Genomic DNA, 14,211 nt, shown 5'->3' with positions numbered 1-14,211 from the left:
GATTGGATTCAACAGCACGTCGTCTGTTGCGCGACGCGAAGTGTCGACATCAGGCCCAGCTTGACCCCCCGTTGACCGATTGGTAAATTACCGATCGGTCAAATGAGAGGATGTGCTGGTGGCTGATCGCAGAGCGGCGGGAACGAAAGGTGTGCCGCGCGCACAACGCGAAGAGCAGATTCTCGACGCCGCCGCCGGCGAGTTCGGCCGCTACGGCTATGCGGGAGCGGCGTTGTCGGCCATCGCGGCTCAGGCAGAAGTGTCGAAACAGCTCGTACTCAACTACTTCGGGTCGAAGGACGGGCTGTTCGTCGCATGCGTCGAACGTGCAGGCCGGAATGTGATCGACCCGATCGAGCGGGCGATTTCGACCGGCCAAGGTCCGGTCCAGACGGCGGACGACACACTTGCCGCAATCTTCACGGGGCTCCAACCCCGTCCGCACGACTGGAACGTCATCAACGACCGCACCACTCCCCTCGGCGGACCGGCTGATGCCGCAGCGCGTCAGGTACGGACCACCATTGCAGCGCAGGCCGCCCGCGGTGTCGCCGGGCTCGCCGAACTGGATCACCTCGAATCCGACGACCTGTCGTTGTTGACCGATGTGTGGATGAGCACGGTCACCGCACTCGTGGGCTGGTGGCTACGGCACCCCGAACAGTCTGCCGCCCAAATGATCCAACGAAGCCGTCGAATCTTCGCCGCGCTCAACAAGATCGATGACAGGAAATGACGATGTCGAACAGTCCGGTCACCACTATCCGCATCGGCCGCCCGCTCGTGCGCAACGCCGTCGACACCGCGACTGCCGATCGGTTGCGCCATGAGTTCGCTGCCTTCGAGGCCGACCCCGACGCCAAGGTCGCGGTCCTCTACGGCGACGAGCAAGCCTTCTGCTCCGGTGCCGATCTCAACCGGTTGCCTGATCTGCACGACGACGGACCGCTCGGTCCAACGCGCCGGCTCATCGCCAAACCTGTCGTCGCCGCGATCGAAGGTTGGTGCGTCGCAGGCGGACTCGAACTCGCCGCCATGTGCGACCTACGAGTCGCGGGTGACACCGCCAAGTTCGGGTTCTTCGACCGCCGGCACGGCGTCCCACTCGTCGACGGCGGGACCGTGCGACTCCCGCGCATCATCGGGATCGGCCGGGCACTCGACCTCATTCTCACCGGCCGCGAATTCGACGTCGACGAAGCGCAGGCGATCGGATTCGTCAATCGCACGGTTCGTGCCGGTACCGCACTGACCGCTGCGATCGAGCTAGCCGAACTCATTGCCAGCCATCCGAACACGTGCATGCTCGGCGACCGGGCCGCCACCTACGCGTCGTTCGACCTACCCACCGACGAAGCCCTGCGCCGTGAGCAGCAATTCGGCGAAGACACCATCTTCACCGTCGACTTCGCGCGACGCGCCCTGCAACGCAGCCTTCGCGCCGCTGTCAAGAAAACCAAAGCCGCACTACCGATTTGAGCGCTAGACCTCGCGAAGACCCACTGCTGCGCAGCCCTCGACGAGCTCGTCGAGCCCGAATGCGCCGACAGGTCCGAGCGCACCCGAACCGCGCAGCTTCCCTTCAGCCGCGGTCGTTGCACCCCAGGCGAGAATATCGGCCGTGAAGTCGTACGGGTCGGGTCCGGCGAGAGTGACCGTGGCGAGGATCTCCCCGGTAGCCGACGTTGCCTCCGCCACGACCGTCACCGACGATTTCGCCCGATGCTCGGCCGACGGTCCGCCGCTCGAACCGGTCACGAACTTGTTCGCAACGGCACCCGCGATCGCCTTCAGCGGCGCGACCCGACGGACCGGTGTGCTCAGGAGCGTGCTCACCGACATTCCCCGTGCGAGTGCTTGCGGGGCGCCGAGAAATACGCCGACGTCACGAAGGGTCGGGTGGATCGCAGGAAGCGTGAAGTGTTCGGCGCCGGGGACGGACACCGCGTGCATGTTCTTGCCGCGCACATCGAAACCACGGGTACGTCGACCGGTCCGCTCGGTCCGCACCTCGCCGTCCCGGAACGCAAAGCCTTCCTCGAGCATTACTCCCGCGACGGAAGCCCGGGTGCCGCCGCTGGTACCGAACTGCGACACGAAGTAGCCGACGTCGACGGTCACCGCATCTTGTCCGGCCTTACGCAAAGCAAGCGCGCCCGCGAGCGCTCCCGGCACGAAGTCGAAGCCGAACGCCGGAACAAGTGCAGCGCCAGTCTTTTCCGCGACCGGCCCGAAGCGGTCGAAGACGTCCTTGATGAACGGGCCCTCGCCTGTCGAATCGAAGTAATGCGCCCCCACCTCGGCAGCGGCGCGCACCGCAGGCTCGCCGAATCGGAGAAACGGGCCGACCGTACTGATCAGCACATCACCGCGACGGACAACAGCGGCCACCGATGCCGGGTCGGCTGCGTTGGCGACCTCGGTGTCGAGTCCACCGAGTTCGGCGGCGAGATTTGCCACCCGATCGGCGCTGCGGGCTACCAGCACGGGCGACGCGCCACGACGAACCAACGCGCGTGCCGTGAGATCGCCGGTGTAGCCGGTCGCGCCGAAAAGCAGGATACGAGCTGTCATCGAAGTTCCTTCTGTTGTCTCGAGGAGTAGACCTTCCACGCGTCGGTCGCAAGCAGCGCCCACGCCACGAGCACCGGCTGGCCCAGCAACCGAGCACCTCGGGCAAAGTCGGTGTCGAGTCCGAAAGCGTCTCTATGTTCGACGAATTGAGCGACATTGCCCGGGAACACCGCCACGAAGAACGCCGCGGCTGCCGCACCCAGCGCTGCCCGGCCAGGCTGACGCCACGTCAGGAGCAGTGCTCCACCCAGACCGATCTCCACGGCCCCGGACGCGAGCACCACGAAGTCTGCATCCAGCGGCAACCACGGCGGCACTTGCGCCTGAAACTCTTCGCGCAGCACCGTCAGGTGGCCGATACCCGCGCCCGCCAGCACGGTACCCAGGCCAGCCTGCGCCAGGCTTCGCAATCTTCGCTTGTAGGTCACTCCACCAGACTGTCAGATTCGGCGATTCCGCCTGCGACGGCCACCGAAGCCGAAGGCATCCTTGATCTTCTCGCCTGCCTGTTTCAGGTTTGCGCCGGTCTTCTTCGCGCGGCCACGCGCTTCGAGACTCCGGTCGCCGGTGGCTCGACCCACCTCTTGCTTCACGCGACCTGATACTTCGTCGACCTTGTTTCGAATCTTGTCGGTTCCACTCATGCTGGCTGGATACCCTCCTAGCCCGCTTCTAACCTGAGTTTGCCCTCAACGCCGGTACTTCGGCGTCGGCAGGTCGACCCGTTCGGGATTGGCCAGCACCCACGCCACGGCCTGCACGGTGAGAACGTCGATCGCATCCGGGTCGTATACGCCGCCACGAACCGCGGTGATTGCCTCGTCGACAGCCGCCAGCGCATCCAACTCGAGCGGGGTTCCTGTACGGACGTGCTGGCGGAATGCCTCGCACATGGCGATGAAGTCGCTGCCCCAGTTCACGCCCCCGTTGTTCTGTAGCTCTCTCTTATGTGGACAAACTGATTTCCTTAGCCCCGGCGAGTCGGCGACCCGATCCCCCTCGAACGTGGTGCGCTGTGATGGTGCGGGTGCAGGTGACCAAGACCGCTGGCGTGGTGACGTCGGTTGCGCTGGTTGGCTCGGACGGCATGCCGATCGCCGCAGTGACAGAGTTCCTGCGGCATGTGATCGACTCGGGAGGCAGCCCCAACACCGCGTTGGCGTACGGGTACGACCTTCGGCTGGTATTCGAGTTCCTAGCCGAGGACAACCTGGACTGGCGCGAGTTCCGTGCAGCGAACGCGCTCGAGTTGCTCACATGGCTGCGCGCGCGCCCGGTGCGGCGGCCGCGACAGCAACTGGGCATCAGCGGCGTCGGTCCCGCCGGGCGGTTGATGTCACCTGCGAGCGTTGCCAGAGTCCTGGCTGCGTTGTCGAGCTTTTACGAGTGGGCAGCGATCGCTGAACTGTTCGATCGCGAGAATCCCATGCGCCGCCGACGCGACGTCGCGCTGTCGATGGTGCCCGAGCGTCATCGCCCGTTCGTGGGCGCGGCCAGTCGCCAACAAAGTGTTCGGCGAGACGTGCGTGTCCGGCTACCGATCCGGCTGCCTCGGCCCCTGAGCGGCAACGATGTCGAGGCCTTGCTCGGCAGCATCTCGAACCTGCGAGATATGGCGATGGTGTTGCTGATGCTCGACGGCGGGTTGCGACCGGGCGAGGTGCTGGGCTTGCACCTGGTCGATATCGCCTACGGACGGCGTCGCGTGACCGTGCGTAAGCGAGACGATCATCCCCGCGGCGCGCGCGGCAAGTCACGCCGCGAACGTGTGGTCGATCTGCTGGAGCCGCGCACCCTCGACGCTGTCAATCGGTACGTTCTGCATGAGCGGCCCCTGGACTCGGACAGCCCGTTCCTGTTCCTCGTCGGCGGTGCCGGCACCCGTCGCTGCGAACCGCTGTCGTACGCGGCGTTGGTGCGTATGTTCGCCCGCCGACTCGACAAACTGGGGTTGCGCACCCAGGACAAGACCCCGCACGCCCTCCGACACACCCACGCCACAGCCATGTGGGAAGCGGGGATGCGAGAGCTCGCGCTGCAGCAGCGTCTCGGGCATGCCTCACCGGAGTCGACACGGATCTATACCCGCGTCTCCGACCAACAGGTCCGCGACGAGTACGTGACTGCGCTCGGAGCGAGAAGGTGACCGCACCGGCGCCGCAATCGATAGCGCCACAAGCGATTCCGACTTTCGCGTTACGTCGCCACGTCAGCGAGCGCGAGTACCAGGCATGGGTTCGCCAGCATGTCCCGGCCGCCACGACGCGGTACTGGCGGATGTGCGCATATCGTCGATTCACCGAGCAGTGGCCCGATCTGGAGGCATGGTTCGCCGCGCCACTGGTGGACCGCCTCGGCTACGCAGGTGCCGCGCCGCTACGCAGCAACGGCCGCACCGATTCCCATCGCGCCAGCGCCTACCTGGTGTATCTGTCGATGGTTAAGGGCATCGGGCTCGATTACAGCTACCTGTTGGGCCGCAAGTATGGGCGCCTGTTCGACCCACGAGGCGGTGGGGACAGGCTCGGGGTAGATTCCGCGCTGTTCGACCGTTGGGTGGACCGGCTCGACGAGTTGGGTTACTCGCGGACCAAGGCGCACGAGCACCTCATGTGGGCACTGGGCCGGTTGTGTTTGCACCGCGGCGACGCCGACCTGACGGCGATCACCGACGACGATCTATTCGAATTAGGTGCGGCGGTGCGCGATTTCGCGGCCCGCGACGACTTCACCGTGTTGCGGCGTGACTTGTTCGCTCACCAGTCCGGCTGGAACGTCGACGGCGCCGCGGCGGCGCGGTTTCAAGCTCAGCACCTCGCCAAGGTGCATGCCGCGCACACGCTGTTGTTCAACGTCGGCCAGGTCGAGACGCCGCCGCGCAAAGGCACCAGGGCACCCAGGGCGTCGACGCTGCATCTGCTGCAAGTTCGGTGTCCGTCGCCGATCGCCAACGTGGTCGAACGCTACCTCGCATTGCGGCTCGACGCCGGATTGGACCGAAAACAGACGGTACGACTTACCCGGAATGCATTGCGGCGCTTGGTGGTCTGGCTTGCCGACGAGCACCCTGAGGTGACGAATCTGGCGCAATTGGATCGCAAGCTGATCGAGGGGTACATGCAGTGGCTTCCCACCTGCCTGAGCACGAGAACCCGTCAGCCGCTGTCCAGCAGCCAGGTCAAGTACGAGCTCAACATAATCAACGCGTTCTGCCGCGAAACAGCTGTCTGGGGCTGGAATGACGTCCCCGGTCGGCCGTTGCTGACCGGTCGGGACACACCGCGACGACCCGAGTCGGTACCGCGCTACCTTCCAGATCATGAGCTCGACGTCCTCATGAACGCGGTGGGACAGCTGACCGATCCGTTGCAGCGCGCCGCGATGTTGGTGCTGCGCTGGTCGGGTGCCCGCCGCGACGAGGTGCGGCGACTGACCTGCGATTGCCTCGACAGCTACCCCGACGGGCATCCGCGGCTGCGGATCCCGGTTGGCAAGGGCTACACCGAGCGGGTCATCCCGCTGCATCCGGACGCCGCGGCCGCGCTGCAGCACGCGATCGATCTGGCCCGTGCCCACCGCGCCGCCGCCCGCTACGACGATTGCGCCGATCGTGTCGTGGACTACGTGTTCGTCCGGCGCGGCAAGCTGTTGTCACCGAAAACGCTGTTCGACGAGGCGTTCCGCACTGCGTGCACCACCGCGGGGCTGGTCGACACCGACGGGAATGCGCTAGTGAGTGCGCACCGATTCCGCCACACGGTCGGCACGCAGCTCGCCGAGGGCGGCGCGCGCATCCAGACGATCATGGCGATCCTCGGTCACCGCAGTGCGGCGATGTCGCTGATCTACAGCCGCATTTCCGATCCCGCGGTCCGTCGTCAGTACGAGGCCGCCCTCACTGCCGGTAACCGCATCGCCGGTCCGGCCGCTGACGCGCTACTGCACGACAAGCTCGACGACAAGACCGTGCACTGGTTGCAAACCAACTTCCTGAAGACCGAACTAGAGCTCGGGCACTGCCTGCGCCTGCCGGCCGAGGGGCCGTGTGAATGCGATCTCGTGCTCACCTGTCCGAAATTCCTCACCAGCAGCGAATATGCCCCGCGCATCCGTTCGCGACTGGCCACCGAGACCAAGCTCGTCGAGGACGCGCGAGAGCGTGGCTGGGACCGCGAGATCGAACGTCACCAGGCGACACGCCGACGGCTACAACATCTGCTCGACGAACTAGACGAGTTTGCCGAGCCGGGGTCCACGCCGGTTTGAATCGACCGACGAAAAGGTCTCACAGTCGCCCATCGAGAACCCGTGCTACGACGCGGGGTGATTTCGCAGCGGTCTGTTGCCGTCGCCAAAGTCCCGTAGGTAGGGGTGACGGGTCCAGGCGCCGAGAAATCAACGGATAAGAGGGTCGGTGAGGACCGTGTCGCCCGCTGCAACCGGGAGACCGAGGCGAACCCGTCGGGTTATCCGGTCCAGAGGATGTTGAAATGATCAGAAGTACCAGTCAAATGAGACGAAGCTGGCGCACTTCTGCTGTGGATGTCAGAAGCCATCTGCACAGATGTCCGAAGTGGTGTGCACAGACGACATGCCTACGGTTACGGACGAAATGCAAAAGCCATTGTGCCGCAACAAAACTATTGCAAGGTAGTTATTCGCATCTCTGCGATTTCGACCGCGACCGGTACTATCCGGCACTGCAGTGGCGGCAGGATCTGCCGATCAGCGCCCGCGACTCGGACTGTCGGCCGTATTCGTCGAACCATCGCCCGTGATGACGGCAAGTTCCCTGATCGTCTGTGCCGTGCTCCCCAGCGGATCTCGTCTTTCTGACTGGCCTAACCGCGCCGGGGGCTGGGTCAATCCGACGTATCTCGAACCAAAATAGGATCACGATCGTCAGTACTCCGAGCCCGGCGAAGGCCGGTATGGCGGCGATTAGAACAAAGAACTCAATGACGCTGCCTCCTCGCAACTCAACGGAATGAGTGACTCGACCGCGCGATAGGGGGTCGCAGACCCCGCGCGGGCGTCCGGGCATCCCAATATGGTTCTCGCAGATGCTTTTTGAGAATCTTCGCCTCGCTGCGTGGGTCATCGCGACCGGATCGACCGGCGGAACTTCGTAGGCGGCGAGGCGAGCACGCGTGTGGGCGAGAATATCGACCACCATGTCGCTGCGCGGGGCCGTCTGGGGCGTCCACGATGACCTGGCGAGCGCCTTGACGGACTCGCCCCGATTCTTGTCCGGCCCACTGGTTGTCGCGGCGTCGAGCACGGCTGGATGTGCGAGCAGGACGCGTTCGCTCCGGGCCGCGGACGTTTCGCCATCGCGTCGTAATCATGTCCTTGATGCGGTCCTCTACGTAGCGGTGGCCGGTGTCGTCGAGGCGGCCGATATCGCCGGTGCGCAGCCATCCTTCGGACGTGATGACTTCGACGGTGCTTTTGTGCATTCGAATTGGTAGTCGTCGAGGGCGAAGGTGTGCGCGGAGGTGCGTGCGTGGCGTGCGGTGGCCGGACGCAGGAAGGTGTTTTCACCGAACTGGTCGAAGTAGTAGCTGTTGGCTGTTTGGCAGCTTCCGGGTGCCCAAACCGAGTGGGTCATCCGATCGGCGGCCCATCGTGTCCAGGTGTCGGCTGCGTGCTCGCGGACTTCGACGGCGGTGGCACCGCGTTGTTGGGCTTCTGTGAGGACGCGGGCGATGTGGGTCGAGGCGGTTTCGACGAGTTGGTGCCAGGTGCCGCCGACCCAGCCGTAGGGTCCGAACACCATGAAGTAGTTCGGCAGTCCCGGAATCGCGATGCCTTCGTAGGAGCGGGCGCGGTTGTTGGCGAAGTAGTCGGCGAGGTCGAACCCGTCGCGACCGCGCAGCGGTGTGCGCCGGTAGACCTCCGGGTCGGTTGCGGTGCGGAAGCCGGTGGCGAGCACAAGAACGTCGGCGGGGCGATGGACTCCGTCGGTCGTGACGATTCCGGTCGCGGAGACGCGTTCGATCGGGTCGGTGACCAGGTCGACGTTGCCGCGATTGAATGTCGACAGATAGGTGTTGGACACCGCGGGGCGTTTGCAGCCGAAGTCGTAGGTGGGTGTGAGCGCGCGGCGGGTCCGGTCGTCGGCGACCTGCAATCGGTACCAGATGTCGCGCATCAGCCGGCTGCCCGGACGGAGGACGTGCTTGGTACGGGCTTGGCTGAGGCCGAATCCGATCAGAAAGGCTTCGACGGCCTCGGTGGATAGTGTCCAGGTCGCGCGCTCGGTCATCGGAATCCGACGGAACAGGGTCTTGACGAGTTCGGGGACCGGGAAGTCCAGTTTGGGAGCGATCCAGATCGGCGTGCGTTGATAGACGTCCAAATGGGCCACCAGCGGCGCGATTTCGGGAACGAGCTGCACTGCACTCGCGCCGGTGCCGACGACGGCCACCCGTTTGCCGTCGAGCGGGATGCTGTGATCCCAGGAGGCGGAGCGCAGGATCGGGCCGGTGAACTCGTCGAGGCCCTCGATGGTGGGCGGTTTCGGTTCCGGGAAGCAGCCGACCGCGCTGATGACATATCGCGCCGTGATCTCGCGCCCGGAAACCGTGAGCCGCCAGAGGTGAGCGGCTTCGTCCCACTGTCTGTTGGTCACGTCGCGGTTCAATCGGATCGAGGCGCGCAGGCCGTAGTGGTCGGCGAGGTGATCGATGTAGGTCTTGACTTCGTGGCCTTTGGCGAAGACACGCGACCATTCCGGGTTCATCTCGTAGGAGAATTGATAGGCATGGGCGGGAATGTCGACTCCCACACCGGGGTAGGTGTTGTCCCGCCAGGTGCCGCCGATGTCGGAGGCGCGTTCGAGCAGCACGATGTCGTGTATGCCGTTGCGTTGCAGCTCGATTGCGGTTCCGATGCCGCTGAGCCCTGCGCCGATGATCACCACGTGATGGTCCGGTGGGCGCTGTGTGGGAGCAACCTGTGTGGGGCTCGTTCTCGTGCGTTGTGTCATTGATTTCCTATGCGTGGTAGCAGGCTGGTCACCGAAAGGCGTTCGCCGGGTTCATAAATCGAGAACGATGCGGTCACATCCGGGTGCGGCCCGGGACACGCAGATCATCATGGCGTTGCCTCGTGCTCGTTGTTCTGTCGTCAGGACGAGATCGCGGTGATCGATCTCGCCGGTGAGGACGGTGGTTTGGCAGGTGCCGCAGACGCCGCGTCGACAATGCGAAGGAGCGAGGACACCGTGCCGTGTGATCGCGTCCAGGATCGACGTCCCGGCGGGCACCTGGACGACCACACCGGAATTACGGAGTTCGACCTCGAAACTGCGAGCCCCCGAGCGGGCGCCGCCGGGACTGGGTTGTGTTCCGGCGGGCGCGCTCGGCCGCGTTGACGAACGAGGCGACTGCCGGCGCGTCGACACGCGGGACCATAGTGAAGACAGCACTTCCGATGTTTCCCGGATCGGTCAGCTGATTGTGGCGAAGGTGCCGTTTGCCGCAGAGTTGGTGTAGTCGTGGCCGGAGAAGTCCGGTTCGATCGACGCCGCGGCCCGGGATTCGGCATCGTGTCGTTCGAGTGCGACCGCGAGGAGCTTCAGCGTGACGTTGAGCGCACGGTCGCCTTGCGCAGCAGCACGCTCCCTGCGTCTGGTTGCTCCCGGTAGCCGGTCCAGGAACCCGAGAGTCCTGGCTCCTATAGCCGCGGCTCCGGTTCCGAGCACTGTCATGATCTTCAGCCGAGTGGCTCCCATTTCCCCGCTGGGACGGGCACGCAGCACCTCCTGCAGCAATTGCTCACCCACCAGGTAGTTGAAGAATCCCCAGAACAGCGGCAGCACGGCGAGTTCGACCAGCTTGCCACCGCGCGGCCCCAACAGCACCCGCGGTAGATCCGACAGCAGTTGGTGAAAAGCACCGTTGAGCTCGGCGGAATATTCGGTCTTTCCCCGGCCGCCCAGGGACGCGATGTACTCGGTGTTCGCCATGGCGTCGCGTACGTTCTTGGCGAGAATCTCGTCGGAGACGCCGAAGATGTAGAGGATGTAGGCGAAGAATTTGGTGACCTCGTCCAAGTCTTGCTCGCTGATCTTGCGCCCGAGGCGTCGGTCGATGACCAGGGGGCTGAGTCCGAACGCCCCGAGTCCGCCCGCCATGGCTGAGTTCGAGATCGGGTCCGCACGCCTGCCGAAGGTATCGGTGTCCCAGGATTGGCGGATCCCGAACCGAACTTGTGAATGCATCAACCGGACCCGGACGGTGTTCTTGAAGGGCTCGGCGAATCGGTCCATCGAGCCGGGTAGTGCCAGGCTGGCGAACCAGGCGACAGAATCTCGGCCGCGGATCATGCTGTTCTGGGCGAACCAGCCGGTCGATCCGGTCGCCGTGGACACATCGTCGCCCATGGTGGTGTAGGCGCCGTCGATGGCGAGCATGCCGAACTTGGCCAGCAGCGAGGAGCTGCGCCAGGTGATTCGGCCGCGCTCCCACTCGGCAGGGTCGTGCCATGGCGGCGGGTTGTCGAGTTGGTCGAACAAGGCCACCAGTTCCGCCGGTGGGTCGACCACCGTGTCGATGCCGTGATCGAGTGCCTGATCGAGCATTTGTCGCCCCTGTGCAGGCCCGACGCGACGGAACATCAGCACCACCGAGTCCATCAGCTCGTCGCCCTGCCATAGATGATCGGCCAGTAGCCGTGTCATGGGCGTCTCGTGGGGGGTCAGCCCGATTTCGTGGTCCACCCACTGCCCGGCGAGAAATCGCCGCACCGGCAGCCACGCCGGCGACGGCGCCGCACGCGCCGGCAGCGGCCTCGGCTCCATGCCGGGTCGGTAGTAGTACTCGTAGCGATGGCGGTCGGGTGTCACCGCGCCCGTCGCCGTGTCCGGCGATACCAGGTCCGTGGACTGCTCGTCTGCACGCGTCATTGCGCCCCGTCTTTCGAATCGTAGGTTTGGTTGTTCCCTCTACCAAAAAATGTAGTTGTAGGCTCTACCACATGGGTAGAGAAGTCAACCCCGAACCTGCGACACTGTCGTAATGACGGGATCCCCGAATCGGACCTATGCCGGGTCGACGCTGCAGCAACGGCAGGCGCGCCGACGCGAGGCGCTGATCGAGGCCGCCCTCGAGCTGATCGGCGAAAACGGGATGGAGTCCATCTCCGCGATCGCGGTGTGCAAACGCGCCCGGTTGAACCAGCGCTACTTTTCCGAGAGCTTCGGCAACCGTGAGGAGCTCCTGCTGGCGATGATCGACGACACCGCCGCCGAGGCGTTGAAGTTCGGCCTCGCCGCATCCGGTGGGTTTGCCGCCCTCGACAGCAGCCGGGCGGTGGAGATCATGTCGGCGCTCATCGATTTCGTCACCTCGAACCCGGGCCGACGTGCATTGATGATCGAAATGCAGGCCACCCCCGCGCTGCGAGGACGCCGCGAAGACTTCGTCGGGATGATTGCCCGCATCGTCGAAACGAAAGCAGCCGAAGCCCTCGGCGACCGAGTCGTCACCGGCACAGACCTGCGCATTGCCGCGTTGGTCATCACCAACGGCGCGCTCGACACGGTCACGATGTGGCTCACCGGCACCCTCGACATCACTCGCGACGACCTCATCGGCGCACTGGCCAACCTGATGACCACAGTGACGCAAGCCGGTGGCGTGCTGACCACCCCGTCGGATTCCGTCCACTGAGGCGCGAACGTACGGAAGCGGGTTTCGCCGGGCATTTGTGCGACGGCCTTCTCGACTGCACTTGACATCCACTCACATCTGGTAGAGCCTTCAACACATAATCTGGTAGAGCGGCTGCTCAGTAGCAGCGTCGCCGATGTTGGGACAGTGTGAGTTCCTCCCGCACAGCGTGTGGACAGGTCCCAGCCGGGTGACGCGCTGCTGCTGCTGCAACGGCAGCGAAGTGGAGAGTCGAGTCATGGTGTCGGTTGCGCCTGTTGCCCTCAGTAAGTCGCCCTCACCCGTCGAGGTGGTGCGGAAGAATTTTTCCGAGACGTTCGTGTCGAGCCTGCGAACGTTCGGCCGCACAGTGGCTGTCGGCCTCGAGTCGGTCAGCGGAGCAGCAACCGATATCGTCCGCGCCAGATTCCAGTGGCGCGAAATGTTGCACCAGTGCTGGTACCTGATCACGGTCACTGCCATCCCCGCGATTCTGATGGCAGTCCCGTTCGGGGTGATCGTGTCGTTGCAGGTCGGAAATCTGATCCATCAACTGGGCGCAGATTCGCTGCTCGGCGCCGCCGGCGGCCTCGGGGTCATCAAACAAGGCGCACCGATGGCCACTGGATTGCTGCTCGGTGGAGCCGGCGCCGCGGCGATCGCGGCGGATCTCGGCGCGCGGACGATCCGCGAGGAAATCGACGCCATGAAAACGATGGGGATCAGCCCGGTGCACCGGCTGGTCATTCCGCGGATGGTCGCGATGGTGATCGTCGCACCGTTGCTCAACATCCTGATCATCTTCGTCGGGGTCGTCGCCGGCTACGCCGTGGCCATCGGCGCCCAAGGCGTAACCGCCGGTAGCTACTGGCAGACGTTCGGATCGTTCACCACCGTCACCGACGTGGTGCTCTCGCTGACAAAGGCGATCATCTTCGGGTTCCTCGTCGTCGTCATCGCCTGCCAGCGGGGACTGGAAGCCAAAGGCGGACCGCGCGGGGTGGCCGACAGCGTCAACGCCGCAGTCGTGTTGTCCGTCGTGTCGATCGTGGTGGTGAACCTGGTGATCACTCAGGTCTCGACCATGTTTCTGCCCACCAGGCTGGCGTGATGAGCGCCTCGACCTACGCCCCGAAGGGGCTCGGCTGGGCCTACCGGATCGCCGCATCGCGGGGCCGGATCACCGCCCGGTTCGAAACCCTCGGTTTCGTCCTGAGCTTCGTCTGGCAAGCACTGTCCTCGATCCCGTTGACGCTCACCAAGTATCGCGCGGAAACGATGCGCACCATCACCGACATGACCTGGGGGCGCGGCTCACTCATCGTCGGCGGCGGGACCGTACCCATGCTGATCGTGCTCGGCATGGTGATGGGTGGCTCGGTCGGCATCGAGTCCTTCGCCACCCTCGACATGATCGGGTTGGGACCGGTGACCGGTGTCGTGTCCGCGTTCGCCAACACTCGCGAACTGGCCCCGATTGCCGCCGGAATCGGCTTCGCAGCTCAAGCGGGCTGCCGGATGACCGCCCAGATCGGGTCCATGCGGATCTCGGAGGAAATCGACGCTCTGGAGGCGTTGGGCTTGCGGTCGATACCGTTCGTCGTCACCACCAAGGTGATCGCCGGTGCCGTCGCGATCGTGCCGACGTTCCTGATCGCCTTGATCTTGAGCTACCTGTCCTGCGGCGCGGTCATCGTCGTGCTGCACGGTCAGGCCAGCGGCGTCTACGACCACTACTTCTTTCAGTTCGTGGCCGGGTGGGACGTGACCGCGGCGGTGATCAAGGTCCTGATCTTCGGCATCGCCGTCATCCTGATCCACTGCTACCAAGGCTTTGTCGCCACCGGTGGTCCGGAAGGTGTGGGCATCGCCTCCGGGCGCGCAGTCCGCGCCAGCTTCGTTGCCATCATCGCCCTCGACATGCTGCTCAGCATCGCGCTGTGGGGCTTCAACTCCTCGATCAGTTTCACCGGATAACGCG

At 64.7% G+C, this 14,211-nt stretch carries 16 protein-coding genes; 8 read left to right on the top strand and 8 right to left on the bottom strand.

Translation table 11 applies throughout. The annotated features are described in order from the left end of the window. Positions 1-118: 118 nt before the first annotated feature. Together FGL95_RS28325 and FGL95_RS28320 are read left to right on the top strand one after the other, a co-directional pair. The gene (locus tag FGL95_RS28325; protein WP_338080067.1) at positions 119-736 is read left to right on the top strand and encodes a TetR/AcrR family transcriptional regulator; all 618 of its coding nucleotides are present in this window, start codon (positions 119-121) and stop codon (positions 734-736) included. Positions 737-738: 2 nt separating this feature from the next. Continuing rightward, positions 739-1,479: a crotonase/enoyl-CoA hydratase family protein gene (locus FGL95_RS28320; protein WP_240963364.1), complete on the top strand. Its 741-nt coding sequence runs from the start codon at positions 739-741 to the stop codon at positions 1,477-1,479. Between the two features lie 3 nt (positions 1,480-1,482). On the opposite strand, the gene FGL95_RS28315 is transcribed toward FGL95_RS28320, so the two are convergent. From FGL95_RS28315 to FGL95_RS28300, 4 genes are read right to left on the bottom strand one after another with little or no spacing between them, the layout of a single operon-like run. Then, entirely contained in the window at positions 1,483-2,574 is a 1,092-nt protein-coding gene (locus FGL95_RS28315) for a saccharopine dehydrogenase family protein (protein WP_169593688.1), read from the bottom strand. Next, positions 2,571-3,002, bottom strand: coding sequence for a DoxX family protein (locus FGL95_RS28310; RefSeq protein ID WP_338080066.1), 432 nt, complete (start codon positions 3,000-3,002; stop codon positions 2,571-2,573). The genes FGL95_RS28315 and FGL95_RS28310 overlap by 4 nt, the downstream gene beginning before the upstream one ends. 12 nt (positions 3,003-3,014) lie before the next feature. After that, positions 3,015-3,218: a CsbD family protein gene (locus tag FGL95_RS28305; RefSeq protein WP_169593686.1), complete on the bottom strand. Its 204-nt coding sequence runs from the start codon at positions 3,216-3,218 to the stop codon at positions 3,015-3,017. 45 nt (positions 3,219-3,263) lie between these two features. Continuing rightward, positions 3,264-3,494 carry a hypothetical protein gene (locus FGL95_RS28300; RefSeq protein WP_169593684.1) on the bottom strand — a complete coding sequence of 77 codons (231 nt, stop codon included), beginning with the start codon at positions 3,492-3,494 and terminating at the stop codon, positions 3,264-3,266. 113 nt (positions 3,495-3,607) lie between these two features. Between FGL95_RS28300 and FGL95_RS28295 the strand changes: the two genes are divergently transcribed. Together FGL95_RS28295 and FGL95_RS28290 are read left to right on the top strand one after the other, a co-directional pair. Next, positions 3,608-4,720: a tyrosine-type recombinase/integrase gene (locus FGL95_RS28295; protein ID WP_338080065.1), complete on the top strand. Its 1,113-nt coding sequence runs from the start codon at positions 3,608-3,610 to the stop codon at positions 4,718-4,720. Further along, the gene (locus FGL95_RS28290; RefSeq protein WP_338080064.1) at positions 4,717-6,840 is read left to right on the top strand and encodes a tyrosine-type recombinase/integrase; all 2,124 of its coding nucleotides are present in this window, start codon (positions 4,717-4,719) and stop codon (positions 6,838-6,840) included. The genes FGL95_RS28295 and FGL95_RS28290 overlap by 4 nt, the downstream gene beginning before the upstream one ends. A 424-nt stretch (positions 6,841-7,264) precedes the next feature. On the opposite strand, the gene FGL95_RS33285 is transcribed toward FGL95_RS28290, so the two are convergent. The 3 genes from FGL95_RS33285 to FGL95_RS32550 form a co-directional block, all read right to left on the bottom strand. Beyond that, positions 7,265-7,873: a hypothetical protein gene (locus tag FGL95_RS33285; RefSeq protein ID WP_476726950.1), complete on the bottom strand. Its 609-nt coding sequence runs from the start codon at positions 7,871-7,873 to the stop codon at positions 7,265-7,267. Between the two features lie 66 nt (positions 7,874-7,939). Further along, on the bottom strand, positions 7,940-9,565 hold the full coding sequence (locus FGL95_RS28280; RefSeq protein ID WP_169593681.1) for a flavin-containing monooxygenase: 1,626 nt from the start codon (positions 9,563-9,565) through the stop codon (positions 7,940-7,942). Positions 9,566-9,616: 51 nt separating this feature from the next. Further along, complete coding sequence (locus FGL95_RS32550; protein ID WP_338080072.1) at positions 9,617-9,814, bottom strand: 2Fe-2S iron-sulfur cluster-binding protein; 198 nt, start codon at positions 9,812-9,814, stop codon at positions 9,617-9,619. Here FGL95_RS32550 and FGL95_RS32545 point away from each other — a divergent pair. After that, positions 9,722-9,952, top strand: coding sequence for a hypothetical protein (locus tag FGL95_RS32545; RefSeq protein ID WP_240963382.1), 231 nt, complete (start codon positions 9,722-9,724; stop codon positions 9,950-9,952). The genes FGL95_RS32550 and FGL95_RS32545 overlap by 93 nt on opposite strands. Before the next feature lie 75 nt (positions 9,953-10,027). On the opposite strand, the gene FGL95_RS28270 is transcribed toward FGL95_RS32545, so the two are convergent. Beyond that, entirely contained in the window at positions 10,028-11,485 is a 1,458-nt protein-coding gene (locus tag FGL95_RS28270) for an oxygenase MpaB family protein (protein ID WP_169593680.1), read from the bottom strand. Positions 11,486-11,597: 112 nt separating this feature from the next. Here FGL95_RS28270 and FGL95_RS28265 point away from each other — a divergent pair, with 112 nt between their 5' ends. The 3 genes from FGL95_RS28265 (at position 11,598) to FGL95_RS28255 (ending at position 14,207) form a co-directional block, all read left to right on the top strand. Further along, positions 11,598-12,251, top strand: a complete 654-nt coding sequence (locus FGL95_RS28265; RefSeq protein ID WP_169593678.1) for a TetR/AcrR family transcriptional regulator — start codon at positions 11,598-11,600, stop codon at positions 12,249-12,251. A 238-nt stretch (positions 12,252-12,489) separates the two neighbouring features. Then, positions 12,490-13,341, top strand: coding sequence for an MlaE family ABC transporter permease (locus FGL95_RS28260; RefSeq protein WP_169593676.1), 852 nt, complete (start codon positions 12,490-12,492; stop codon positions 13,339-13,341). Beyond that, positions 13,341-14,207, top strand: coding sequence for an ABC transporter permease (locus tag FGL95_RS28255; protein ID WP_169593674.1), 867 nt, complete (start codon positions 13,341-13,343; stop codon positions 14,205-14,207). The genes FGL95_RS28260 and FGL95_RS28255 overlap by 1 nt, the downstream gene beginning before the upstream one ends. Positions 14,208-14,211 lie beyond the last annotated feature (4 nt).

This window comes from Antrihabitans stalactiti (assembly GCF_012932915.1).
GTDB lineage: Bacteria > Actinomycetota > Actinomycetes > Mycobacteriales > Mycobacteriaceae > Antrihabitans > Antrihabitans stalactiti.
This window is presented reverse-complemented; position numbering and strand designations above follow the sequence as displayed.